General features: G+C 61.7%; 19 protein-coding genes and 1 rRNA gene. 2 read left to right on the top strand and 18 right to left on the bottom strand.

Annotated features, from left to right (window positions below; genetic code table 11):
• Nucleotides 1-5 precede the first annotated feature (5 nt).
• The 15 genes from DK391_RS32115 to DK391_RS44525 form a co-directional block, all read right to left on the bottom strand.
• Entirely contained in the window at nucleotides 6-758 is a 753-nt protein-coding gene (locus tag DK391_RS32115; protein ID WP_109482036.1) for a cell division protein FtsQ/DivIB, read from the bottom strand.
• Between the two features lie 16 nt (nucleotides 759-774).
• Entirely contained in the window at nucleotides 775-1,716 is a 942-nt protein-coding gene (locus DK391_RS32110; RefSeq protein ID WP_109482035.1) for a D-alanine--D-alanine ligase, read from the bottom strand.
• A complete protein-coding gene (murC, locus tag DK391_RS32105; RefSeq protein WP_109482034.1) occupies nucleotides 1,713-3,107 on the bottom strand; it encodes a UDP-N-acetylmuramate--L-alanine ligase in 1,395 nt (464 codons plus the stop codon). Before murC ends, DK391_RS32110 begins: the two co-directional genes overlap by 4 nt.
• Nucleotides 3,104-4,222: an undecaprenyldiphospho-muramoylpentapeptide beta-N-acetylglucosaminyltransferase gene (gene murG / locus DK391_RS32100; protein ID WP_109482033.1), complete on the bottom strand. Its 1,119-nt coding sequence runs from the start codon at nucleotides 4,220-4,222 to the stop codon at nucleotides 3,104-3,106. The genes murC and murG overlap by 4 nt, the downstream gene beginning before the upstream one ends.
• Nucleotides 4,219-5,490, bottom strand: a complete 1,272-nt coding sequence (gene ftsW, locus DK391_RS32095) for a putative lipid II flippase FtsW (protein WP_109482032.1) — start codon at nucleotides 5,488-5,490, stop codon at nucleotides 4,219-4,221. Before ftsW ends, murG begins: the two co-directional genes overlap by 4 nt.
• Nucleotides 5,487-7,001 carry a UDP-N-acetylmuramoyl-L-alanine--D-glutamate ligase gene (gene murD, locus DK391_RS32090; protein WP_109482031.1) on the bottom strand — a complete coding sequence of 505 codons (1,515 nt, stop codon included), beginning with the start codon at nucleotides 6,999-7,001 and terminating at the stop codon, nucleotides 5,487-5,489. The genes ftsW and murD overlap by 4 nt, the downstream gene beginning before the upstream one ends.
• A gap of 63 nt (nucleotides 7,002-7,064) precedes the next feature.
• Entirely contained in the window at nucleotides 7,065-8,234 is a 1,170-nt protein-coding gene (gene mraY, locus DK391_RS32085) for a phospho-N-acetylmuramoyl-pentapeptide-transferase (protein WP_109482030.1), read from the bottom strand.
• Nucleotides 8,235-8,251: 17 nt separating this feature from the next.
• Nucleotides 8,252-9,664 carry a UDP-N-acetylmuramoyl-tripeptide--D-alanyl-D-alanine ligase gene (gene murF / locus DK391_RS32080; RefSeq protein ID WP_109482029.1) on the bottom strand — a complete coding sequence of 471 codons (1,413 nt, stop codon included), beginning with the start codon at nucleotides 9,662-9,664 and terminating at the stop codon, nucleotides 8,252-8,254.
• Nucleotides 9,661-11,202: a UDP-N-acetylmuramoyl-L-alanyl-D-glutamate--2,6-diaminopimelate ligase gene (locus DK391_RS32075; protein ID WP_109482028.1), complete on the bottom strand. Its 1,542-nt coding sequence runs from the start codon at nucleotides 11,200-11,202 to the stop codon at nucleotides 9,661-9,663. The genes murF and DK391_RS32075 overlap by 4 nt, the downstream gene beginning before the upstream one ends.
• The gene (locus DK391_RS32070; RefSeq protein WP_109482027.1) at nucleotides 11,199-13,073 is read right to left on the bottom strand and encodes a penicillin-binding protein 2; all 1,875 of its coding nucleotides are present in this window, start codon (nucleotides 13,071-13,073) and stop codon (nucleotides 11,199-11,201) included. The genes DK391_RS32075 and DK391_RS32070 overlap by 4 nt, the downstream gene beginning before the upstream one ends.
• Entirely contained in the window at nucleotides 13,070-13,420 is a 351-nt protein-coding gene (gene ftsL / locus DK391_RS32065; RefSeq protein ID WP_109482026.1) for a cell division protein FtsL, read from the bottom strand. The genes DK391_RS32070 and ftsL overlap by 4 nt, the downstream gene beginning before the upstream one ends.
• A complete protein-coding gene (gene rsmH, locus DK391_RS32060) occupies nucleotides 13,417-14,370 on the bottom strand; it encodes a 16S rRNA (cytosine(1402)-N(4))-methyltransferase RsmH (protein ID WP_109482025.1) in 954 nt (317 codons plus the stop codon). The genes ftsL and rsmH overlap by 4 nt, the downstream gene beginning before the upstream one ends.
• A gap of 15 nt (nucleotides 14,371-14,385) precedes the next feature.
• On the bottom strand, nucleotides 14,386-14,814 hold the full coding sequence (gene mraZ / locus DK391_RS32055) for a division/cell wall cluster transcriptional repressor MraZ (RefSeq protein WP_009771045.1): 429 nt from the start codon (nucleotides 14,812-14,814) through the stop codon (nucleotides 14,386-14,388).
• A 426-nt stretch (nucleotides 14,815-15,240) separates the two neighbouring features.
• Complete coding sequence (coq7, locus tag DK391_RS32050; RefSeq protein ID WP_109482024.1) at nucleotides 15,241-15,870, bottom strand: 2-polyprenyl-3-methyl-6-methoxy-1,4-benzoquinone monooxygenase; 630 nt, start codon at nucleotides 15,868-15,870, stop codon at nucleotides 15,241-15,243.
• Nucleotides 15,860-16,111 carry a hypothetical protein gene (locus tag DK391_RS44525; RefSeq protein WP_162600963.1) on the bottom strand — a complete coding sequence of 84 codons (252 nt, stop codon included), beginning with the start codon at nucleotides 16,109-16,111 and terminating at the stop codon, nucleotides 15,860-15,862. Before DK391_RS44525 ends, coq7 begins: the two co-directional genes overlap by 11 nt.
• Nucleotides 16,112-16,161: 50 nt before the next feature.
• Between DK391_RS44525 and DK391_RS32045 the strand changes: the two genes are divergently transcribed.
• Entirely contained in the window at nucleotides 16,162-17,301 is a 1,140-nt protein-coding gene (locus tag DK391_RS32045) for a porin (protein WP_109482023.1), read from the top strand.
• A gap of 234 nt (nucleotides 17,302-17,535) precedes the next feature.
• Here the strand turns inward: DK391_RS32045 and DK391_RS32040 are convergent, their stop codons facing one another.
• Complete coding sequence (locus DK391_RS32040; protein WP_109482022.1) at nucleotides 17,536-19,209, bottom strand: long-chain fatty acid--CoA ligase; 1,674 nt, start codon at nucleotides 19,207-19,209, stop codon at nucleotides 17,536-17,538.
• Between the two features lie 168 nt (nucleotides 19,210-19,377).
• Nucleotides 19,378-21,456, bottom strand: a complete 2,079-nt coding sequence (locus DK391_RS32035; protein ID WP_109482052.1) for a molybdopterin oxidoreductase family protein — start codon at nucleotides 21,454-21,456, stop codon at nucleotides 19,378-19,380.
• Nucleotides 21,457-21,624: 168 nt separating this feature from the next.
• On the opposite strand from DK391_RS32035, the gene DK391_RS32030 reads away from it, so the two are divergent.
• On the top strand, nucleotides 21,625-22,818 hold the full coding sequence (locus tag DK391_RS32030) for a M20 aminoacylase family protein (protein WP_109482021.1): 1,194 nt from the start codon (nucleotides 21,625-21,627) through the stop codon (nucleotides 22,816-22,818).
• Nucleotides 22,819-23,125: 307 nt separating this feature from the next.
• Here DK391_RS32030 and rrf read toward each other — a convergent pair.
• Nucleotides 23,126-23,239, bottom strand: a 5S ribosomal RNA gene (gene rrf, locus DK391_RS32025).
• Nucleotides 23,240-23,244: the final 5 nt, after the last annotated feature.

Here is a 23,244-nt window from a genome sequence, read left to right as displayed (position 1 = left end):
TCCTGTTACTTCTTGCCCTTGTCGGGTTCCGTAATGAAGCGCATGCCAGCCGCACGAATGGCGAAACCGTTCGGATAGCGCAAGTCCGCATATTCGATGTCCTTCCCCCAACGTTGCGTCACCGCGCCCCATGCCGCGGTCAGCCGCTTGCAACGGTCGGCGAGCGTGTCCTGATTGCGCTCGCGTCCCAGTTCGACCTGCATGCCGTTCGACAGCTTCACCGTCCACGCAAAGCGCGGCGACAGCGTCACTTCATCCGGCGTTGCGCCAACCGGCGCAAACCACTTCTTGAAGTCCTGATAACGCGCGACGACTTCTTTCGCCGACCCTTCCGGGCCATCGAACGCAGGCAACTCTTCTTCGAGCTCGCCCTGGTTCGCGGTGAACACTTCTCCGTCCGTGCTCACCAGTTGATCCGTGCCCCATGTGCCAAGCGGCTTGTACTCTTCCAGCGTGATGGCCAGCGCATTCGGCCACACACGCCGCACGCTTGCGTGACGCACCCACGGCATCTGCTCGAACGCGGTACGCGCCGTGTCGAGATCGACGGTGAAGAAGTTGCCCTTCAGCTTGCCGACCACGCCCGCGCGCACCGTCGGCGAGTTGATGTGCTCGACGTCGCCGTCGATGCGAATCTCGCGCAGCGCGAAGTTCGGGCGCTGGATCAGCCAGTAACCACCTGCCGCCAGCAGCACGAGCAGCAACAACGCGTGCAACGCGTTGGCGGCGAGATTGAGCTGGCGAACGTTGTTCCACATGACCGGGGCTTCTTCCTTAATCCTTCAGCGTCAATGCAAGCACCTTCACCACCAGCTCCTGATAGCTGATACCGACAGCACGCGCAGCCTTCGGCGGCAACGAGTGGTCCGTCATGCCGGGCGCCGTGTTCACTTCCAGGAAATACGGATTACCTTCGCCGTCCAGCATGAAATCGGCGCGGCCCCAATCGGTGCAGCCGAGCACGTCGAACGCCTGACGCGCGATCTTCTTCAGGCGCGCTTCTTCGTCAGCCGCGATGCCGCACGGAATCAGGTACTGCGTGTCGTTGGCGATGTACTTCGCGTGGTAGTCGTAGAACTCGCCAGCGGGCACGATGCGAATGACTGGCAGATCGAGATCGCCTGCGATACACGCCGTGTACTCGCCGCCACCTTCGATGCTCTTTTCGACCACGACGATCTTGTCGAACTTCACCGCTTCTTCGAGCGCGGGCACGAGTGCATCGGCCGTCTTCACCTTGATGACGGCAACGCTCGAACCTTCGCTGGCCGGCTTCACGAACAGCGGCAAACCGAGCTTCGCAACGATGTCCTTCGCGCGCGCCGCGTAATCGTCGCCACGCAGCACGGCTTCGAACGGCGGCGTCGGCACGCCGAGCTGTTGCCACACGAGCTTGGTGCGGAACTTGTCGAGACCGAGCGCCGAGCCGAGCACGCCGCTGCCCGTGTAACGGATGCCGTAGAAATCGAGTGCGCCCTGAATCTGGCCGTTCTCGCCGTAACCGCCATGCAGCGCGTTGAACGCGCGCACGAAGCCTTCGTCCTTCAATGCCGCGAGCGGCTTCTCGGACGGATCGAACGGATGTGCATCGACGCCCGCATCGCGCAGACCTTGCAGCACGAGACGACCGGAATTCAACGACACTTCGCGCTCGGCCGATACACCGCCGAGCAGCACAGCAACTTTTCCGAAAGATTTAGGATCGATACCGCTCATTTCACACCTTCGTTTCCGGCAAGCCGACCCGGCACACTGCCGATCGAACCTGCGCCCATCGTGATCACCACATCGCCGTCGCGCACGATCGAACTGAGCGCGTCCGGCACTTCATCCACTGTTTCGACAAACACCGGCTCGACCTTGCCCGCCACGCGAATCGCGCGCGTGAGCGCACGGCCGTCCGCAGCGACGATAGGCGCTTCGCCTGCCGAATAGACTTCCGTCAGCACGAGCGCATCGACCGTCGACAGCACCTTCACGAAATCTTCGAAGCAATCGCGCGTGCGCGTGAAGCGGTGCGGCTGGAACGCCAGCACCAGACGCTTGTCGGGGAACGCACCGCGCGCGGCAGCAACCGTCGCTGCCATTTCAACCGGGTGATGACCGTAATCGTCGACGAGCGTGTAGGCGCCGCCGCCCGTTACGCTCACTTCGCCATAGCGCTGGAACCGCCGGCCGACGCCATTAAAATCCGCGAGTGCTCGCTGGATATCGGCATCTTTCACCTCAAGTTCAGTCGCAATTGCAATTGCGGCCAATGCGTTCTGCACATTGTGCAAACCAGGCAGGTTCAAAACGATGTCGATAGGCGCTGCGTCTTCACGCATTGCTGTGAAATGCATCTTGCCTTCGCGGGCCACGACGTTCACTGCGCGCACCTGCGCATCGGGCGCGAGACCGTAACGGATGATCGGCTTCGACACGAACGGCAGGATCTCTTTCACGTTCGGATCGTCGACGCACAGCACGGCAATACCGTAAAACGGCAGACGGTGCGTAAATTCAATGAACGCCTGCTTAAGCCGCGCGAAATCGTGGCCGTAGGTGTCCATGTGATCGGCGTCGATGTTCGTGATGACTTCGATCACCGGGAACAGGTTCAAGAACGACGCATCCGATTCGTCCGCTTCGGCGACGATGAAATCGCCCGTGCCGAGACGCGCATTCGCGCCCGCGCTGATCAGACGTCCGCCGATCACGAAAGTCGGATCGAGCCCGCCCGCTGCGAGCACGCTCGCAACCAGCGACGTCGTGGTGGTCTTGCCATGCGTGCCGGCAATCGCGATGCCCTGCTTCAGACGCATCAGTTCCGCGAGCATTACGGCGCGCGGCACGATGGGAATACGGCGATGACGCGCGGCCAGCACTTCCGGGTTGTCGCTGCGCACCGCCGTCGATACGACGACCGCATTCGCGCCTTCGATGTTTTCTGCGTCGTGACCGATCGCGATACGCGCGCCGAGCGCGGCGAGGCGCTCCGTCACGGCGTTGCGCGACAGATCTGAACCGCTCACCTGATAGCCGAGATTGACGAGCACTTCGGCGATGCCGCTCATGCCCGCGCCGCCGATCCCGACGAAGTGAATGTGTTTGACGATATGTTTCATTGCTGCTTTCCTTCCGGGCTCAGGCTCGGGGTCACGCCTGCCACCGTGGCGCAGATCTGCGCGACCTGCTCGGTGGCATCGGGTTTCGCGAGCGAGCGCGAACGCTCGGCCATCTCCGCGAGCGAAGCCCGCGTTTGCTTGCGCAACCAGTCGGCGAGTTTTTCCGCCGACAGATCGCGCTGTTGTACGAGCAGCGCCGCGCCGTTGTCGGCGAGAAACGCTGCATTGGTTGTCTGGTGATCGTCGACGGCAAACGGGAACGGCACGAAGAATGCCGCTACGCCCACCGCCGCGATCTCGGCGACTGTCATCGCGCCCGAACGGCAGATCACGAGATCCGCGTTCGCGTAGGCGCTCGTCATGTCGTCGATGAACGGCACGAGTTGCACGTCGTCGCTCGCCGCGATACCGGCTGCTTCGTAGTTCGCGCGCAACGCGTCGATATGCTTCGCGCCCGCCTGATGCACGATGCGCGGCCTTTGCTCCGGCGCGAGTTGCGCCAGTGCGCGCGGCACCACTTCGTTCAATGCCGCCGCGCCGAGACTGCCGCCCACGACCAGCACATTGAGCGGACCACTACGCGCCGCGTAGCGTGCTTTGGGTGCTGCCGTGCGCGCAAGTTCCTCACGAATCGGATTGCCCGTCCATTCGGCATTCGGCAAGGCGTTCGGGAACGCGACCAGCACACGCTTGGCGAGCTTCGCGAGCACCTTGTTCGCAAGACCCGCAATCGAATTCTGTTCGTGCAGCACCAGCGGCGTGCCGCTCAAAGCCGTCATTACGCCCGCCGGGAACGTGATGTAGCCGCCCATGCCGAGCACCACATCGGGCTTCACCCGACGCAGCACCGACAGACTCTGCATGCATGCGCGCAGCAGGTTCACCGGCAGCATCAGCTTCGTTTTCATGCCTTTGCCGCGCAGGCCGCCGAATTGCACGTACTCCATCGGAATGCCGTGTTTCGGGACGAGCGTCGCTTCCATGCCCGCAGGATTGCCGAGCCACACGACGCGCCAGCCCCACGCCTGCATCAGGTGCGCGACAGCGAGGCCCGGGAACACGTGTCCCCCGGTCCCGCCTGCCATCACCATCAGCGTGCGTTGTTGCATCGTCATACCTTGCCCCCGCGCATCAGGACACGGTTCTCGTAATCGACCCGCATCAGCACCGCAACCGCGATGCAGTTCAGCAAAATGCCCGAGCCGCCGTAACTGACGAGCGGCAACGTCAGACCCTTGGTCGGCAGAAGACCGAGATTCACGCCCATGTTGATGAAGGTCTGCGCGCCAAACCAGATGCCGACGCCCTTCGCCACCAGACCCGCAAACGTGCGGTCGAGTGCGAGCGCCTGACGGCCGATTTCGAATGAACGGCGCACGATCCAGTAGAACATCAGGATCACGACGAGCACGCCGACAAAACCGAGTTCCTCGCCGATCACAGCAAGGATGAAGTCGGTGTGCGCTTCGGGCAGATAGTTGAGCTTCTCGACGCTGCCACCCAGGCCGACGCCGAACCATTCGCCACGCCCGAACGCGATCAGCGAGTGAGTCAATTGATACGCCTTGCCCTGTGCATAACGGTCGTCCCACGGATCGAGGTACGCGAAGATCCGCTCGCGGCGCCACGGCGACGCCCACACGAGCAACGTAAATGTACCGACTGCCGTCGCTACCAGTCCGCCGAAAATCTTCCCGTTCACGCCGCCGAGGAACAGCACGCCCATCGCGATCGCGGCGATCACCATGAACGCGCCCATGTCAGGCTCGAGCAGCAGCAGCATGCCGACCACGCCGACGGCGAAACCCATCGGCAGAAAGCCCTTGGCGAAGCTGTGCATGTATTCCTGCTTGCGCACCGTGTAGTTCGCCGCGTAGATCGTCACGGCGAGCTTCATGATTTCCGACGGCTGCATGTTGGTGATGCCAAGCGGAATCCAGCGGCGCGCGCCATTCACGCCCTTGCCGATGTGCGGAATCAGCACGATCACCAGCGCGACGAGCGCGATCAGGAACAGCTTCGGCGCGTATTTGTCCCACGTCGAAATAGGGATGCGGAACGCAATCACGCCCGCCACCGAACCCATCACCACGAAGATGATCTGGCGCACCAGAAACGCGTAATCGCGATACGACGCGTACTTCGGCGAATCCGGCATCGCGATCGACGCCGAATACACCATCACGATGCCAAGTCCGAGCAGCGCGACGACGACCCACAGCAGCGAGTGGTCGTAATCGAGCATGCGCGAGCGCAGCGGACGCACGCCGCTGACGGCGCTCGACAGGCCACCCGAACGCGGGCCGCGCTCAGTCGCCGCGGCGCCGCCTGCCGAGCCGCGCTGCTTGCCGAGTTGTGATCCGAAGCGTTCTGTCCAGCTCATATCATCGTCCCCCGTTCGGCAGCGATGTCTTCGACCGCGCTCTTGAACACAGCGGCGCGATGCGCGTAACCCTTGAACATATCGAAGCTGGCGCACGCGGGCGACAGCAGAACTGCGTCACCCGGTTGCGCGACGGCGCTGGCTGCGCGCGTGGCTTCTTCGAGCGTGGCGTGATCGGTCATTGCGATGCCCGTGTGCGCGAGTGCCGCGCGAATCTGCGGCGCGTCGCGGCCGATCAGCATCACGGCGCGGCACCAGCGCATCACCGGCTCGGCGAGCGGGTCGAATTCCTGACCCTTGCCGTCACCGCCAGCGATCAGCACGATGCGTTGCGCGAGGCCGTCGAGCGCGGCAACGGTCGCGCCGACGTTCGTACCCTTGCTGTCATCGACGAAATCGACGCCGTCGATCGATGCAATCAGTTCCACGCGATGCGGCTCGCCGCGATACTCGCGCAGGCCGTGCAGCAACGGCGCGCCCGGCAGACCGATCGCACGTGCGAGCGCGAACGCGGCGAGTGCATTCGTTGCGTTGTGCAAGCCGCGAATGCGCAAAGCGTCAGCCGGCATCAAACGCTTGAGGCCGATGTCGGGCGGCGTCGTGGATTCGCTCTTGCGGCGGCGCGTCGGCACGGGTTCGTCGGTTGCATCGCGGTCGTGCGCATCGACGAGCCAGATCATGCCGTTGTCGCGCAGCAGACCGAGATCGCCGTCGCGCGTCGGCTCACCCGCGCCGAACGTCACCAGTTGCGCGCCGCTTTGCTCGGAAGGCTTGAGTGCCATCACGCGCGCGTCGTCGCGATTCAGCACGCGCACCGTGTTCTTGCCGAAAATCTTGCCCTTCGCTGCCGCGTACGCATCGAGGCCGCCGTGCCAGTCGAGATGGTCTTGCGTGATGTTCAGGATCACGGCTGCATCCGGCTCGAACGTGTGCGCGGTTTCAAGCTGGAAGCTCGACAGTTCGAGCACCCAGACATCGGGCAACGCGGTGTTGTCGATGGCTTCCGTGAGCTTGTCGAGCGCAGCCGGGCTGATGTTGCCCGCAACGGCGACCTTCTTGCCCGCGCGTTCGCACAGCAAGCCGGTCAGGCTCGTCGTCGTGGTCTTGCCGTTCGTGCCCGTGATCGCGATGACCTTCGGTGCGTAGCCGCTTTCCCCAAGCGTGCGCAGCGCTTGCGCGAAGAATTCGAGTTCGCCCCACACGGGAATGTCGCGTTCGCGTGCGGCGGCAATCAGCGGCACGAGATCGGCGGCGAGTGGCGACAGACCGGGGCTGATCGCCACCAGTTCGACACCGTCCAGCAGCACTTCGGAAAACGGCCCACCAACGAAGTTGCCGTCGATGCCATGCGCTTCGAGCGCCGACAGGTTCGGCGGCACTTCGCGCGTGTCGGCGATACGCAGGCGGCAGCCGTGCCGCGCGCACCAGCGCGCCATCGCGAGACCCGATTCACAGAGTCCCAGCACGAGCACCATCGGCTTTTGCCGATCCCGAAACTTCTCGCCAAACATCGACTGCTTCCCCTTGCTTTTTACGGCTCTAAGTGTGACTTCTGGTGCGGCTTTAAATGCGGCTTAACGCAGCTTGAGCGTGGACAAACCGAACAGGCACAACATCAGCGTGATGATCCAGAAACGCACGACAACCTGCGTCTCTTTCCAGCCCGACAGTTCGAAGTGGTGATGCAGCGGCGCCATCTTGAAGATGCGGCGGCCTTCACCAAAGCGAGCCTTCGTGAACTTGAACCACGTGACCTGCAACATCACCGAAACGGTTTCGGCGACGAAAATCCCGCCCATGATGAACAGCACGATTTCCTGACGCACGATCACAGCAATCGTGCCAAGCGCGCCGCCGAGTGCCAGCGCGCCGACGTCGCCCATGAACACCTGCGCCGGGTGCGTGTTGAACCAGAGGAAAGCCAGCCCTGCTCCGCCCATCGCCGAACAGAAGATCAGCATTTCGCCCGCGCCTGCGATGTGCGGGAACAGCAGGTATTTCGAATAGACCGCGCTACCCATCACATACGCGAACACACCCAGCGACGAACCGACCAGCACGACGGGCATGATCACGAGACCGTCGAGACCATCGGTGAGATTCACCGCATTGCTCGAACCGACGATCACCAGATACGTCAGCGCGATGAAGCCCCACACGCCGAGCGGATAGGTCATCGACTTGAGGAACGGCAGCAGCAAGTCAGCGCGCGCGGGCAGGCCCATCGACAAACCGCTGCGCCCCCACGCCATGAACAGATCGAACACGCGCACATTGCTCGCTTCCGACACGCTGAACGCGAGATACACCGCCGCGAACAGGCCGATCAGCGACTGCCAGAAATACTTTTCACGCGACGACATGCCGCGCGGGTCCTTGTAGACCACCTTGCGGTAATCGTCGACCCAACCGATCACGCCGAAACCGAACGTGACGAGCATCACGATCCAGATAAAGCGGTTGGTCAGGTCGGCCCACAGCAGCGTGGACACAGCGATACCGATCAGGATCAGCACGCCGCCCATCGTCGGCGTACCCGATTTCACCAGGTGCGTCTGCGGACCGTCTTTGCGCACCGCCTGACCGACCTTCATCTGCGCCAGCTTCCGGATCACCCACGGGCCGCAGACGAGACCGATCAGCAGCGCGGTAATCGTCGCCGCGACAGCACGAAACGTCAGATAACTGAACACGCGCAAAAAGCCTACGTCGTTCTGCAGCCATTGCGCCAGCGCCAGTAGCATGCTTCTGTCCTTCTCTTTCAGTGTGCGCCGGGCGTCGCGCCCGGTGCAGCGGGTTGTGGACTCGTTACGGCGTCCACCACGCGCTCCATTTTCATGAAGCGCGAGCCTTTCACGAGATACGTTGCAGCCGAGCCATAACCGGCCTGCTGCAATTGCGCGACGAGCGTGTTCACGTCGTCGCAGTGGTGTGCTTCGGTACCGTAGGCGGCGCAGGCGTCGCGCGACGCGTCGCCCATCGCGTACAGCGCGTCGATGCCGCGTTCCTTTGCATACGCACCGACTTCACGATGAAACGCCGGACCGTTGTCGCCGACTTCACCCATGTCGCCCATCACCAGCACGCGCGGCGATGGACGTGCAGCGAGCACGTCGATGGCAGCGAGCATCGAATCGGGATTCGCGTTGTATGTATCGTCGATCACCGTTGCGCCGGCCATCGTGCCGAGCACGGCACGCTTCACCTGCAAGCGGCCCTTCACTGCACCAAATGCTTCGAGACCACGCTTGATCGCGTCGAGCGACACACCCGATGCGAGCGCCGCTGCCGTCGCCGCCAGTGCGTTGTGCGCGTTGTGCGCGCCGAGCACTTGCAGCGTGACGTCGACATGACCTTCCGGCGTATCGATGCTCAACTGATTGCCATCGAGCGAGCCTTGGACAGCAGCTTCCGTCGTGCGTTCGTCGGTATTGAGCGCGAAATCGATGATGCGGTTGCCCGTTGCCGCGACGCGCCAGATGCCGGCGTACGTATCGTTTGCGGGAAACACGGCGATGCCATCTTTTGCCAGAGCGTGAATCACGCTTGCGTGTTCGAGCGCGACGGCTTCGACCGTCGCCATGAATTCCTGATGCTCGCGCTGCGCGTTGTTGACCACCGCGACGGTCGGCGCGGCGATCTTGCCGAGCAGTTCCGTTTCACCCGGATGATTCATGCCGAGTTCGACGACGGCCAGCTTGTGCACATCGCTCAGACGGAACAGCGTCAGCGGCAAGCCAACGTCGTTGTTGAAGTTGCCCGCTGTTGCAAGACGCGCCGATTCGCCGACAGCCGCCGCGAAGATCGACGAGATCATTTCCTTAACAGTCGTCTTGCCGTTGCTGCCCGTCACGGCAACGACGGGCATATCGAAACGGCGGCGCCAGCCGTTAGCGAGCGCGCCCAAAGCGACACGCGTGTCGCCCGTCACGCGCAACACGGGCACATTGAAGTTGTCCGGCGTGCGCGCCGCGAGCACGGCGCTCACATTGCGCGCGGCAACGTCGGCGAGAAAATCGTGCGCGTCGAAACGGTCGCCCTTCAGCGCGACAAACAGATCGCCGGGACCGCAGGTGCGGCTATCCGTCGAGACGCGCTCGAAACGGATCGAATCATCGCCCGTCACCGTTGCGCCCGGAATCATCGCGGCGGCTTCACGCAGCGTGAACATCATGATTCGGCACCTCCGCGTGCATGCGTCGCGCGAGCCGCGAGCGCGAGCCGTGCGTGATCCTGATCCGAGAACGCGCGCTTCTTGCCCATGATTTCCTGCGTCGATTCGTGACCCTTGCCCGCCAGCACGACGACGTCTTCGCGCGCGGCACAACGCACCGCTTGCAAGATCGCGCTCGCACGGTCTTCGATACGGCGCGCCTTCGACGCGTCTTTCATGCCAGCCACGATCTGATCGATGATCTTTTGCGGATCTTCGCTGCGCGGGTTGTCGCTCGTGACGACTACGCCGTCGGCGCAGCGCTCCGCGATCGCGCCCATCAGCGGACGCTTGGTCGCATCGCGGTCGCCGCCGCAGCCGAACATGCACACCAGCTTGCCGCTGCGCGCGTCCGCGATCGGGCGCAGCGCCTTCAGCGTTTGTTCGAGTGCGTCGGGCGTGTGTGCGTAGTCGATCACGACGAGCGGTTCATCGTTCTGCAAGCGACCACCGAGTCGCTCCATGCGACCATTCACCGATTCGAGCTTCGTCAGTTGCGCGACGGCTGCGTCGAACGGCACATCGGAGGCGAGCAGCGCGCCGAGCACGCCGAGCAGATTGCTGACATTGAACAGGCCAAGCGTGTTGACCTCGATGTCGGCATTGCCCCAGTCCGACGCGATATGAAATGCCGTACCCGTCGGCGTCGCGCGCACCTTCGACGCGACGATCGATGCGTCGGCCTGCACATCGGCGTGCGGCTGAAGCGAGTATGCAATCGTCTTCGCGCGGCCTTTCGTGCTCGCGATCAGTCGACGGCCCGCTTCGTCATCGGCATTGATGACGGCGGACTTCAGTTCCGGCCATGCGAACAGGCGTGCCTTCGCAGCTTCGTACGCTTCGAAGGTGCCGTGATAGTCGAGATGATCTTGCGTGAGATTGGTGAACACGCCGACGCTGAACGCGGTGCCATTCGCGCGTCCCTGATGCAGCGCATGCGACGACACTTCCATCGCCACCGCTTTCGCGCCCGCAGCACGCAACTGTTCGAGGCTGTGCTGCAGTTGCGGCGCGTCGGGCGTCGTAAAGCCCGTGTGCACGAGGTGACCCGGCATGCCGCTGCCGAGCGTGCCGATGATCGCGCACGGCTGGCCGAGCGCCGTCAGCGCGGCCGAAATCCAGTTCGTGCAGGAGGTCTTGCCATTCGTGCCCGTCACGCCGATCACGCGCATCGCGTCGCTCGGATTGCCGTACCACGCGCTCGCAATCGTGCCTGCCAGTTCGTTAAGATGCGGCACGGCGAGCGTCGTCGCGGCATCGATATCGCCGGCAAAACCATCCGATTGCACCAGCACAGCGGCCGCGCCGCGCTCGATCGCGTTCGCGATGAACGCGCGGTTGTCCGCGCCATCGACGGCGTACGCGAGAAACACGTCGCCAGCCGCAATCTTGCGGGTATCGGCGTGCAAATGTGCACCTGGCTGCACGTGTGCGCGCAGCCAGGCTAGCGCGTCAGCAATCTGCTGTTGCGCCGGATGAGAAGAACGCAGCGCACTCATCTAACTACTCCGGGGCGGTTCTTCGTGTTGTCTGAAATCTGCAGCTTTTTCGGTGCGGCGTGCGTCGGCAGCTTCTTCGCACCATTCGCGGCAGGCTGCGATGCTGCCGCAGCCGCGGCGGGATTCACTTCGTCCGATACGACCATCTGCTTGACGGGCTGATCGGGCGGCACATTCAGCGAGCGCAGCGTATCGCCGGCGATCGACGAGAACACGGGGCCCGACACCTGGCCGCCGAAGTGGCTGCCCGCCGTCGGTTCGTCGACGGACACGGCCACCACGATGCGCGGATTCGGCATCGGCGCCATGCCGACGAACGACGCGCGATACTTGCTGTGGTCGTAGCCGCGGCCCACGTGCTTGTACGCCGTACCCGACTTGCCGCCCACGCGATAACCCGGCACCGCCGCATCCGGCGACGTGCCTTGCGCCGACACCACGGACTCGAGCATCGTGCGAACTTCACGCGCGGTAGTCGGCGAGAAAACCTGCGAGCCAACCACGGGCTGGTCTTTCGGCGTGCGGAAGATGGACACGGGCATGACCATGCCGTCGTGTGCGATCGCCGTATAGGCGCGGCCCAGCTGGAACAGCGACACCGACAGGCCATAGCCGTACGACATGGTTGCCTGTTCGATACGGCGCCAGCTCTTCCACGGACGCAAACGACCCGCCGCCGCACCCGGAAAACCGACCTTCGGCGCCTGGCCGAGACCGATGCTGGTGTACATGTTCCACATCTCTTCGGGACGCAACTGCATCGCGATCTTGGTCGCGCCGATGTTGCTCGACTTCTGGATCACGCCGCCCACCGTCAGCACGCCGAAGCCTGAATCGTCGGTGATCGGCGCGCCGTCCAGCACGAAGCGGCCGCCACCTGTATCCACCAGTGTAGTCGGCGTAACGCGATGCAGGTCGAGTGCGAGCGACACCGTGAACGGCTTCATGATCGAGCCAGGTTCGAACGTGTCCGTCAGGATGCGGTTGCGCAGCTGATCGCCCGTCAGGTGCGAGCGATCGTTCGGGTTATAGGTCGGATAATTGACCAGCGCGAGCACTTCGCCCGTCTGCACGTCGATCACCATCGCCGCGCCCGCTTTGGCCTTGAACTTCTGCACGGCCGCTTTCAGGTTCGTGTACGCGATGTACTGGATCTTGCTGTCGATGGAGAGATCGACGTCCGTTCCGTTGTGCGGCACGACCTGCTCGTCCACGTCCTCGACGATATGGCCGAGACGGTCCTTGATCACGCGACGGCTGCCGGACATGCCTGCAAGCATTTTCTGGTCGCCGAGCTCGACGCCTTCCTGGCCTTCGTCTTCGACGTTCGTGAAGCCGATCAGGTGAGCCGTGATCTCGCCTTCCGGATAGAAGCGCTTGTATTCGTTACGCTGATAGATACCGGGAATGTTGAGCGCTTCCACTTTCGCGGCAACGTCCACAGGCACCTGGCGCTTCACGTAGACGAAGGTCTTGTCTTCCGACAGCTTCTTGCGCAGTTCCGGCTGCGTCATGTCGAGCAGCTTGGCGAGATCGGCGAGCTTGTCGGCGCCGAGATCGTCCGGCACCGATTCGGGAATCGCCCAGATCGCGCGCACGGGCAGGCTGGTCGCGAGCACGAGGCCGTTACGGTCGAGAATCTTGCCGCGCGTGGCGGGCAGTTCCAGGCGGCGCTGATAGCGGCTTTCGCCCTGCTTTTGATAGAACCCGTTGCCCGGACCCTGGATCCAGAACGCGCGCGCCGTCAGCGCGACGAACGCCATGAACAGCATGAAGACGACGAGCTTCGAACGCCACATCGGCAGGCGCACCGACAGAATCGGATTCGCCGAGAACGCGACGCTCTTGTTCTTGTTCGACGATTTCTTCATCGCGTCACCCCGCGCGCTTTCGTGGCCGACGCCGGGTTCGGCGCCGAAACGGGAATCGGTGCGTCTTCAGCCTTGGCAGCGCCGGCGTCGAGCGTCAGATATTGCGTGCGGCCCGTGGTGGCGCCCTGCATCTTCAGAGAGTCAGTGGCGATCTGCTCGATGCGCGAGGTCTTCGACAGCGCGCTCTGCTGATATTGAAGCTGTGAGTAGTCCTGCTGCAGCTGGCGCTCCTGCGATTGGGCGCGCTGCAACTGGATAAAGAACTGGCGCTGCTGATTGGTCGCGTTGACGACGGAAAGCGCACAACCCATGACGACGATCAGCAGGAAGATGTTGAGACGGTTCATGGCGCGATCCGCTCCGCAACGCGCATCACGGCGGAACGGGCGCGCGGGTTCTCGGCGACTTCAGTGTCGCTGGCGAATACACGGCCTATCAGTTTGAGCGGCGGGCTGGGGAGATCGACAGCGCGGATCGGCAGACGGCGATCCACGGCAGGCGCACTCGAGTGCGTCTGCATGAACCGCTTGACGATCCGGTCTTCGAGCGAATGAAAGCTGATCACGACCAGCCGCCCCCCTTGCTCCAGCAACGACAATGCTGCTTCTAGTACGACTTGCAGCTCCGCAAGCTCTTGATTGATGTGAATCCGTATAGCTTGAAAGGTGCGGGTTGCCGGGTCCTTACCCTTCTCACGGGTTTTGACGACGTTTGCCACGATTTGGGCAAGCTCGCCCGTGGTGACGAGAGGCCCAAGACGGTCGGACTCTGCCCGGCGAGCAGCAAGCGCCTTTGCAATCTGAAAAGCAAACCGTTCTTCCCCATAATCTCGTATCACCTCCGTCATTTCCTGCACCGTGGCCCGCGCCAGCCAGTCAGCAGCAGACTCGCCGCGCGTCGGGTCCATCCGCATATCGAGCGGGCCGTCGGCGCGGAAACTGAAACCCCGCTCCGGGTCGTCGAACTGCGGCGACGACACGCCCAGATCCAGCAACACACCCGACACACGCCCTACCCCGCGCTCGCTCATCGCGTCGCGCAGTGATGCGAAACTCTCATGCACGATCTCGAAGCGCGGATCGGCGACTTGCTGCGCGGTGGCGATAGCCAGCGGGTCTTTGTCGAACGCGATCAGACGCGCCGCTTCACCCAGCTTTCCCAGTACCGCGCGGCTATGTCCGCCACGCCCGAACGTGCCATCTATATAGATACCGTCCGTGCGCGTGACGAGCGCATTCACCGCTTCATCGAGCAGCACCGTGCGATGCTGCAATCCGTTACCCATCGCAGGCGCCATATCTTTTACCTGCGGTCAGAAAGTGAAGTTCTTCAGAGACTCGGGCATGCCCTGCGACATCGCCGCCTGTTCCTGCGCGTCGTAGGTTTCCTTGTCCCAGATCTCGAACCGGCTTCCCATTCCCAGCAACATCACTTCTTTTTCCAGCTTGGCGGCCTGACGCAACTCCGGCGCGATGAGCACGCGGCCGGCCGTATCCAGATCGACGTCCGCGGCGCTGCCGAGAAAAATACGTTGAAACCACTTCGCTTCCATTGGCAGTGCGACGATCTTGGCGCGGAAGACTTCCCATTCGGGGCGCGGAAAAAGCAACAGGCAGCCGTCCGGATGACGCGTGATGGTCACCCGGCCTTCTGCCTGTCCTTGCAGCGCATCCCGATAGCGAGACGGGACGGACATCCGCCCCTTCGCATCGAGTGTCAGCGCTGACGCCCCTTGGAACACTTCACTCCCCTTTTGTCAGGGCGCCGAAAAATGTCGCCCGATTCTGGAAATTTACTGGAGAAAGCGCGTTGGATCACACAAAAATACACTTTCTCACACTGTCTCCCACTTTAGAGTAACCCCCAACACCGGTCAAGGGAGACACGTGGTTTTTTGACGAATTTTGTTTGCTAGAACAAGGACTTAGCGACGTCTGCTCAGGTAGCGCCTAAAAACAGAAAATCGTTATAAATGAATGAACTAACGAACCTTGTGAAGGTGATACGTGAAAAGTCCGAGGGAAGAGCGTGGAATGAAAGCGTTCTTGGAGGACGAAAAGCGCGGGAAATGTGCAGGTTTGGAGCGAATTTCCAGGGCGGCGCGAGGTGCGCCTCCCACTTCGTACAGATTAACTATGGGCCGGGTTAAACGTGGGTCAAACGCGGATTAAACACGATAGGCCGTGCGGGTCATGATCTTCGACGCGGCCCGCATCAGCGCACGCGCCGGGAACGGCAACTCGACACCGCCGGCGTCCGTCGCGGCCTTGCCATGCGCGGCTTCATCGATACGCATCTGCTCGACGATCGCACGCGATTCGTGATCGCCTTCGGGCAGCGTAGTGAGATGGCCATCCAGATGAAGCTCCACCTGACGCTCCGTCTCCGCCATGAAACCCAGGCTAACCCGATCACCAAGCCGGCCTGCCGCAAAACCGATCGCGAGGGCGCCAGCATACCAGAGTGGATTGAGCAGACTTGGACGGGAATCGAGTGCTTCCAGCCGCTTGTAAGTCCATGCGAGATGATCTTCTTCCTCGCGCGCAGCGTGCTCGAATGCCTCTTTAAGCGTGGGCGAACGCGTCGCCAGTTTTTGCGCCTGATACAGCGCCTGTGCGCACACTTCACCGACGTGGTTCACGCGCATCAGTCCTGCTGCATGCGCACGCTCTTCATCAGTCAGTTCGACATGCTCAATAGATGCGGGCGGAACGGGTAGCGGTCGCGACATACGCGACACCCCGGTCATTGAGCGTAAACCCCGATCGAACTCATTAATCAACTCATCAAGCAACATTGTGGCCTCCACGATCCGGCGCGCCGACCGCTTCGCGCAAACCCTTGTCCAACAAGGCTTTGCGGCCGATGGCAAAGAAAATTCCGAAGCGTTCCCGATGGCCGATTCTGGATTTTAGATCATGTTGCGTAAACGAAACAGCGGTCCGATTGCCGCCCTGCTTTTTCTTTGTGCGCTTAGGTGTCGCTGTTACATTACACGGCAACTTCTGAATGAAGTTACGCGAGGTCGCAACGCACATAAATACTTGCCTCGCTTGAAAATAATTCGCAATTCCTTGGAGATCTTTCGATGAAAAAGTCGCTTCTCGCTCTCGCAGCATTGGGCGCGTTTGCTGGCGTCGCTCACGCTCAGAGCAGCGTGACGCTGTACGGCATTATTGATGAAGGTTTTAACATCAACACCAACTCGGGCGGCAGCCACCTGTACAACCTGTCGAGCGGCGTTCTGCAGGGCAGCCGTTGGGGTCTGCGTGGCACGGAAGACCTGGGCGGTGGCCTGAAGGCAGTCTTCGTGTTGGAAAACGGTTTTGACGTGAACAGCGGCAAGCTGGGTCAAGGCGGCCTGATGTTCGGTCGTCAGGCTTACGTCGGCCTGAGCAGCCAGTTCGGTACGGTCACGCTGGGTCGTCAGTACGACTCCGTCGTCGACTACGTCGGCCCGCTCGAAGCAGGCGACCAGTGGGGCGGCTACATCGCTGCTCACCCGGGCGATCTGGACAACTTCAACAACGCGTACCGCGTCAACAACGCGATCAAGTTCACGAGCGCAAACTACGCTGGCCTGACCTTCGGCGGTCTGTACAGCCTGGGCGGCGTTGCTGGCGACTACTCGCGTAACCAGATCTTCTCGGCTGGCGTTGGCTACAACAACGGTCCGTTGGTCTTGGGCGCTGGTTACTTGAACGTTCGTAACCCGAACGTTTCGCTGTTCGGCAACAACACGGCAACGGCAACGCTGTCGACTGTCACGTCGCCGGTTTACTCGGGCTACGCATCGGCTCATACGTACCAGGTTATCGGTGCAGGCGGCGCGTACACGATCGGCGCAGCAACGATCGGTGCAACGTACTCGAACGTGAAGTTCTACGACATCGGCGGCGCGACGTTCACGGGCCAGACGGCTACGTTCAACAACGGCGAAATCAACTTCAAGTATCAGTTGACCCCGGCCCTGCTGGTTGGCGCAGCGTACGACTACACGCGCGGCAGCAGCCTGAACGGCAACGATTCGGCCAAGTACCACCAAGGTTCGGCTGGCGTCGATTACTTCCTGTCGAAGCGCACGGACGTGTACATCACGGGTGTGTACCAGCACGCTTCGGGCACGGACTCGACGGGCAAGTCGGCTGTCGCAGCGATCAACGGCCTGTCGGCTTCGTCGAACGACAACCAGTTCACGGCTCGCATCGGTATCCGTCACAAGTTCTAATAAGTTGTGAAAGCGTAGTTACCCTCGAGGGCGCCTTAGGGCGCCCTTTTTTATTGGTGCCTCCGCGAACCGCTTTATCGTGTCCCGTCGTGTCCCGTCTGGACAAACAAAAACGGCCCAACGGTGTGAACCGTCGAGCCGTCTCTGATGTAATGCGCTGACTTTTATCCCCGTCTTCGCGCCCTCGGTCTCCCCGTCTGAATGCTTTCCAAACGCTGATTCGAGCGATCTGCGTCAGGCCCTTCCATCGCGCAATTCGCGCCGCAAAATCTTGCCGACATTGCTCTTGGGCAGTTCCTTGCGAAACTCGACCGTGCGCGGCCGCTTGTAGCCCGTCAGCTGTTCTTTGCAGTAGGCGAAGATGTCCTTGTCGGTAATAGCATCGTCCTTCTTCACGATGTACAGCTTCACCGCCTCACCCGAGTGCTCGTCCGGCACGCCGACGGCGGCCACTTCGAACACGCCAGGATGTTTCGCGACCACATCTTCGATCTCGTTCGGATAGACGTTGAAGCCAGATACGAGAATCATGTCTTTCTTCCGGTCGACGATCTTCACGAAGCCGTCTTCATTCACCGTCGCGATGTCGCCCGAGCGGAAGAAGCCATCCGACGTCATCACTTTCGCGGTCTCGTCCGGGCGGTTCCAGTAGCCCGCCATCACCTGCGGCCCGCGAATGCACAATTCGCCCGCCTGGCCAGCCGGCAGTTCGTTACCGTCGTCGTCGCGAATCGATATTTCCGTCGACGGCAGCGGCAGGCCGATCGTGCCGCTATATTCAGTGACCGTGGTCGGATTGCAGGTCACACATGGCGACGTTTCTGAAAGACCATAGCCTTCGACAATCGGTGCATGCGTACGCTCGTACCAGCGGTTCGCGACAGCTTCCTGCACCGCCATACCGCCCGCGTTCGCGACCAGCAGATTCGAGAAGTCGAGCTTCGCGAAATCAGGATGATTGAGCATCGCGTTGTACAGCGTGTTCACGGCCGGGAAAGTAGTGATCTTGTAGCCATGCAGCGACTTGATCATGCCGGCGATATCGCGCGGATTCGGAATCAGCACGCCGAGGCCGCCCGTACGGATCGTCAGCAGGCCGCACACGGTGAGCGCGAATACGTGATAGAGCGGCAGCGCGACAACCGTGACGAACTGGTCGATATCGCCGCGCTTCTTGCGCGCCGGTTCGACCCACACATGCGACTGCAGCACGTTCGCGACCAGATTGCGATGCAGCAGCGTCGCGCCCTTTGCGACGCCCGTCGTGCCACCCGTGTACTGGAGAAACGCGACGTCGTCGGGACGTTGCTTCACGGGCGTGAACTGGCTGCGCGCTCCTGCGGACACGGCGTCATTGAAGCGAACGTGACCCGGCAGACTCCACGCCGGCACCATCTTCTTGACGCTGCGCACGACGAAATTGACGATCAGACCTTTCGCACCCATCAGGTCGCCCATCGCCGCGACCACAATGTGTTTGATGGCCGTGTTGCGAACGATCGCCTGCAGCGTCACCGCGAAATTCTCGAGCAGGATAATCGCTTCCGCACCGCTGTCCTTCAGCTGATGCTCCAGCTCGCGCGGCGTGTACAGCGGATTCACGTTCACCACCACGTAACCCGCACGCAAATTGGCGGCGAGCGCGACGGGATATTGCAGAACATTGGGCATCATGATCGCGATGCGCGCGCCGCGCGCGATGCCCTTCGACTGAAACCAGGCGGCAAGCCGGGTCGACAGGCTGTCGAGCTCGCCGTACGTGATCTGCTTGCCCATGCAGGCAAAGGCAGGTTTCGCGCGATTTTCGCGGAAACTCTCCTCCAGCATTTCGGTGATCGATTCGTATTGGGTCGGATCGATGTCTTTGGGCACGCCGGGCGGATACGATTTCAGCCAGACTTTTTCCATACGGCGTCTCCTCCGTGATTTTCGAATGGTCGTGCTAAAAAACGCATCGTAGCATGCGCATGGGCGTCGACATTCGGGATAAGCCCCCAGTTAGACGATGCACTCGAAAGCGCGGACCAGGCAGCAGAGGGCGCAGCGGAAGTGTCCGCTGCGCATGCAACAGACGACTTAAGCCCGTTCGACTTCGACGAGGCAGTCGTAGAACGTAGCGGAGCCGCCGAGATCAGTCAGCGCCTGACTCGTGACCTGATTGGCGTTACGACCATCGGGCGCGAGCTTCTTCCACCAAATGGACAGACCGACCACCAGACCGACGCGCGCCTTGTCGGTAACGCGAGCCTGCGCCTGCATCGAGCCGCGATCATTGAAGATACGCACCTGATCGCCGTCATTGATCGCGCGTCCGCGCGCGTCGTCAGGGTGGATGTCGAGGTGCGGCTGCCCTTCGGTCGCCCGCAGGCTTTCGACGTTCACGAAAGTGCTATTGAGGAAGTTTCGCGCCGGTGGCGAAATCATGGCCAGCGGATAGCGGGCAGCGAGTTCAGGTGAGCCGTCCGCCGATTCGTACGGCGGCAGATAATCCGGCACCGGCTCGAGGCCCGCTTGCGCGAGACGCTCGCTGTAAAACTCGCACTTGCCCGACGGCGTGCGGAAACCGCCGTTGGCAAAGGGCGCATCCGGCACGTTCAGCTTCGCCCAGCCATCACGCTTGAGCGTCTCCCAATTGAAGCCTTGCAGCAAGGGATCATCCCAACGAAACGCCGATGACGCCACCGTTTCGTCGCTTTCATAGAGCGCCGGTTCGTCGAGGGACATCGCGCGCGCGATACCCCGGAAGATTTCCGTGTTTGGCCGCGCTTCGCCGACTGGCGCGATCGCCGGCAAATTGACCATCACGTGCGTGTGACCGTAAGACTTGTGCACGTCGAGGTGCTCAAGCTGGGTCGTAGCGGGCAGCAATAGGTCGGCGTAATCGGCTGTGTCGGTCTGGAAATGTTCGAGCACGATCGTGAACAGATCCTCGCGCGCAAAGCCGGCGGCGACGCGCTCGGAGTCAGGTGCCACCGCGACGGGATTGGAATTGTAGACGACGATCGCTTCGATCTTCGGGCCGAAGACAGCATCGCCGGCATGGCACAGCGCGTCGCCGATCGCATTCATATTGACGACGCGCGGCTGCCTGGACGGCCAGCCGGGCATCAGATCGGGGCGCGACAACGCGTGCGAATCGACGGGCGCCCAGCCCGACGACGAAAGCAACGCACCGCCCGACCGTTCGCGCCACGCGCCCGTCAGCGAAGGCAAGCAGGCGATCGCTCGCGTGGCAGTGCCGCCGCCGCGCACGCGCTGCATCCCGTAATTCAGTCGAATCGCGGATTTCTTCGTGCTGCCGTATAGACGCGCGAGATCGACGATGACCTGTTCATCGATTCCGCAGATTTCCGCAACACGTGCAGGCGGGTATTCCATCGCACGCGCCTTGAGCTGATCGAAACCGAGCGTATGGTCAGCGATATAGGCGTGATCGAGCATGTCTTCCGTGATCAGCACGTGCATCATGCCGAGCGCGAGCGCGCCGTCGGTGCCCGGCTTCAGCGCGATGTGCTGATGACATTTTTCCGCCGTCAGCGAACGGTACGGATCGATTGCGATCAGTCGCGCGCCATTGCGCTTCGCTTCCTGTGCGCGCGTCCAGAAATGCAGGTTCGAGGCGATCGGATTCGCGCCCCAGATCAGAATGACTTCGCTTTCGGAGAAAAACTCCGTGAGCATGCCGAGGCTCGCGCCGTAGGTGTATTTGAGGCCTGCCGCGCCGGCCGCCGCGCAAATGGTGCGGTCCAGCTGCGACGCGCCGAGCTTGTGGAAAAAGCGCTGCGCGATGCTGTCGCCCTGAACGAAGCCCATCGTGCCGGCGTAGCTGTACGGCACGATCGCTTCCGGCGCGCGCTGCGCAATTTCCGACAGGCGATCAGCGGCGAGGCGCAGCGCTTCGTCCCAGCTGATCGGCTCGAATTTGCCCTCACCCTTGCGCCCGACACGTCGCATGGGCGTCGTCAGGCGTCGCGGATGATGCACGCGGTCTGCGTAGCGGCTGACCTTGGTGCACAGCACGCCTTGCGTCGGCGGGTGATCAGGTTCGCCAACGACCTTGATCGCACGACCGTTTTGGATCGTCACGCGCATCGCGCAAGTATCAGGACAGTCGTGCGGACAGACGGCACGGGCGAATTCTGCGGGAGCGTTCATGTTGGTATCGAAGAACTGCACGGGATGAAGACATTGATTTTATTACGTTCCGGCGATGGGATCTGACACATGACGGTCAAAAATGGGGATGGGCGTAGAATTGATTTCGACCTCGTCCGGAATCGACTCTGCGGACGCTACTGCACACCGTCAGACACTTAATCCATCATGAAACTGATCCCTGAAATCCAAGCCGCGCGCGGCGAAATTCAGACTCTTCGACGAACAATTCACGCCAATCCAGAATTGCGATACGAAGAAACCCAGACAGCGTCATTGGTCGCAAAATCGCTGGCTGAATGGGGTATCGAGGTGCATGAGGGTATCGGAAAAACCGGCGTGGTAGGCGTGCTCAAGCGCGGTACGGGCGCGAAGTCCATTGGCCTGCGCGCGGATATGGATGCACTGCCGATCCAGGAGCTCAATTCCTTCGATCATCGCTCGAAGAACGAAGGAAAGATGCATGCTTGCGGCCACGATGGACATACCGCCATGCTGCTTGGCGCGGCGCGGCATCTGGCGAAGCATGGTGATTTCGACGGCACCATCGTGTTCATTTTCCAGCCGGCCGAGGAAGGCGGCGCCGGCGCTCAGGCAATGATCGACGATGGATTGTTCACCCGCTTTCCCGTCGATGCCGTGTTCGGCATTCATAACTGGCCGGGTATGCCGGAGGGTAATTTCGGCGTCACGGTCGGGCCAATTATGGCTTCCAGCAATGAATTTCGCATTGAGATAAAGGGTATCGGTTCGCACGCGGCTTTGCCCCACAACGGACGCGACCCCGTGTTCACGGCGGTGCAGATCGCGAATGGACTGCAAAGTGTGATCACGCGGAACAAGAAGCCAATCGACACGGCTGTCCTGTCGATCACCCAGATCCACGCCGGCGATGCCGTCAATGTCGTGCCGGATCGCGCGTGGCTTGCCGGGACCGTCCGGACATTTACGACGGAAACGCTCGATCTGATCGAGTCGCGCATGCGCAAGATCGTGCAAGCGACTGCTGAGGCGTATGACTGCTCAGTCGAAATGTCCTTCCACCGTAACTATCCCCCGACGATCAACAGCAAGAAGGAGGCAGAATTCGCCGCGATGGTGATGAAGGAAGTCGTCGGCGATGCAAACGTCGACGATTCCGTCGAGCCGACCATGGGTGCAGAGGACTTTTCGTTCATGCTGCTCGCGAAGCCAGGCTGCTACGCGTTTCTGGGAAACGGCGATGGTGGACATCGCGATTCAGGCCATGGGGCCGGGCCGTGCATGCTGCATAACGCTAGCTACGATTTCAACGATGAGTTGCTAACCGTCGGAGCCACGTATTGGGTGCGACTGGCGCAGAGGTTCTTGGAACAGAAGTGATCGGTGAGGGCTTGCAGTTTCTTCGATGAGCGCTCGCCGTGCATTTGACAGAATGCAGAGCGCTTGAGATATCGGCGAAGGGCGCACTAGGCCGGAATGACAGCTGCGGGTCAGATTTGGTGGAGTCAGGATGGCGCGCTCGTCTGCGAGCACCCTTTTTTCGAAGATCAGATGCGATTGGGCCGAAACCGGAGCAGAGTCGCTGCGACAGTCGAGGCCTGCATGGCGCGAAGGCCGCAAACTCGAATTCACGCAGCCTAAACGACAAGACCCCGCTTTTGAGGGCGGGGTCTTGTCTGGGTAAGGAGCCTGACGATTACCTACTTTCACACGGGCAATCCGCACTATCATCGGCGTAGAGTCGTTTCACGGTCCTGTTCGGGATGGGAAGGGGTGGGACCGACTCGCTATGGTCATCAGGCATGA

It is taken from the genome of Paraburkholderia sp. C35 (assembly GCF_003121405.1).
Classification (GTDB): Bacteria; Pseudomonadota; Gammaproteobacteria; order Burkholderiales; family Burkholderiaceae; genus Paraburkholderia.
This window is presented reverse-complemented; position numbering and strand designations above follow the sequence as displayed.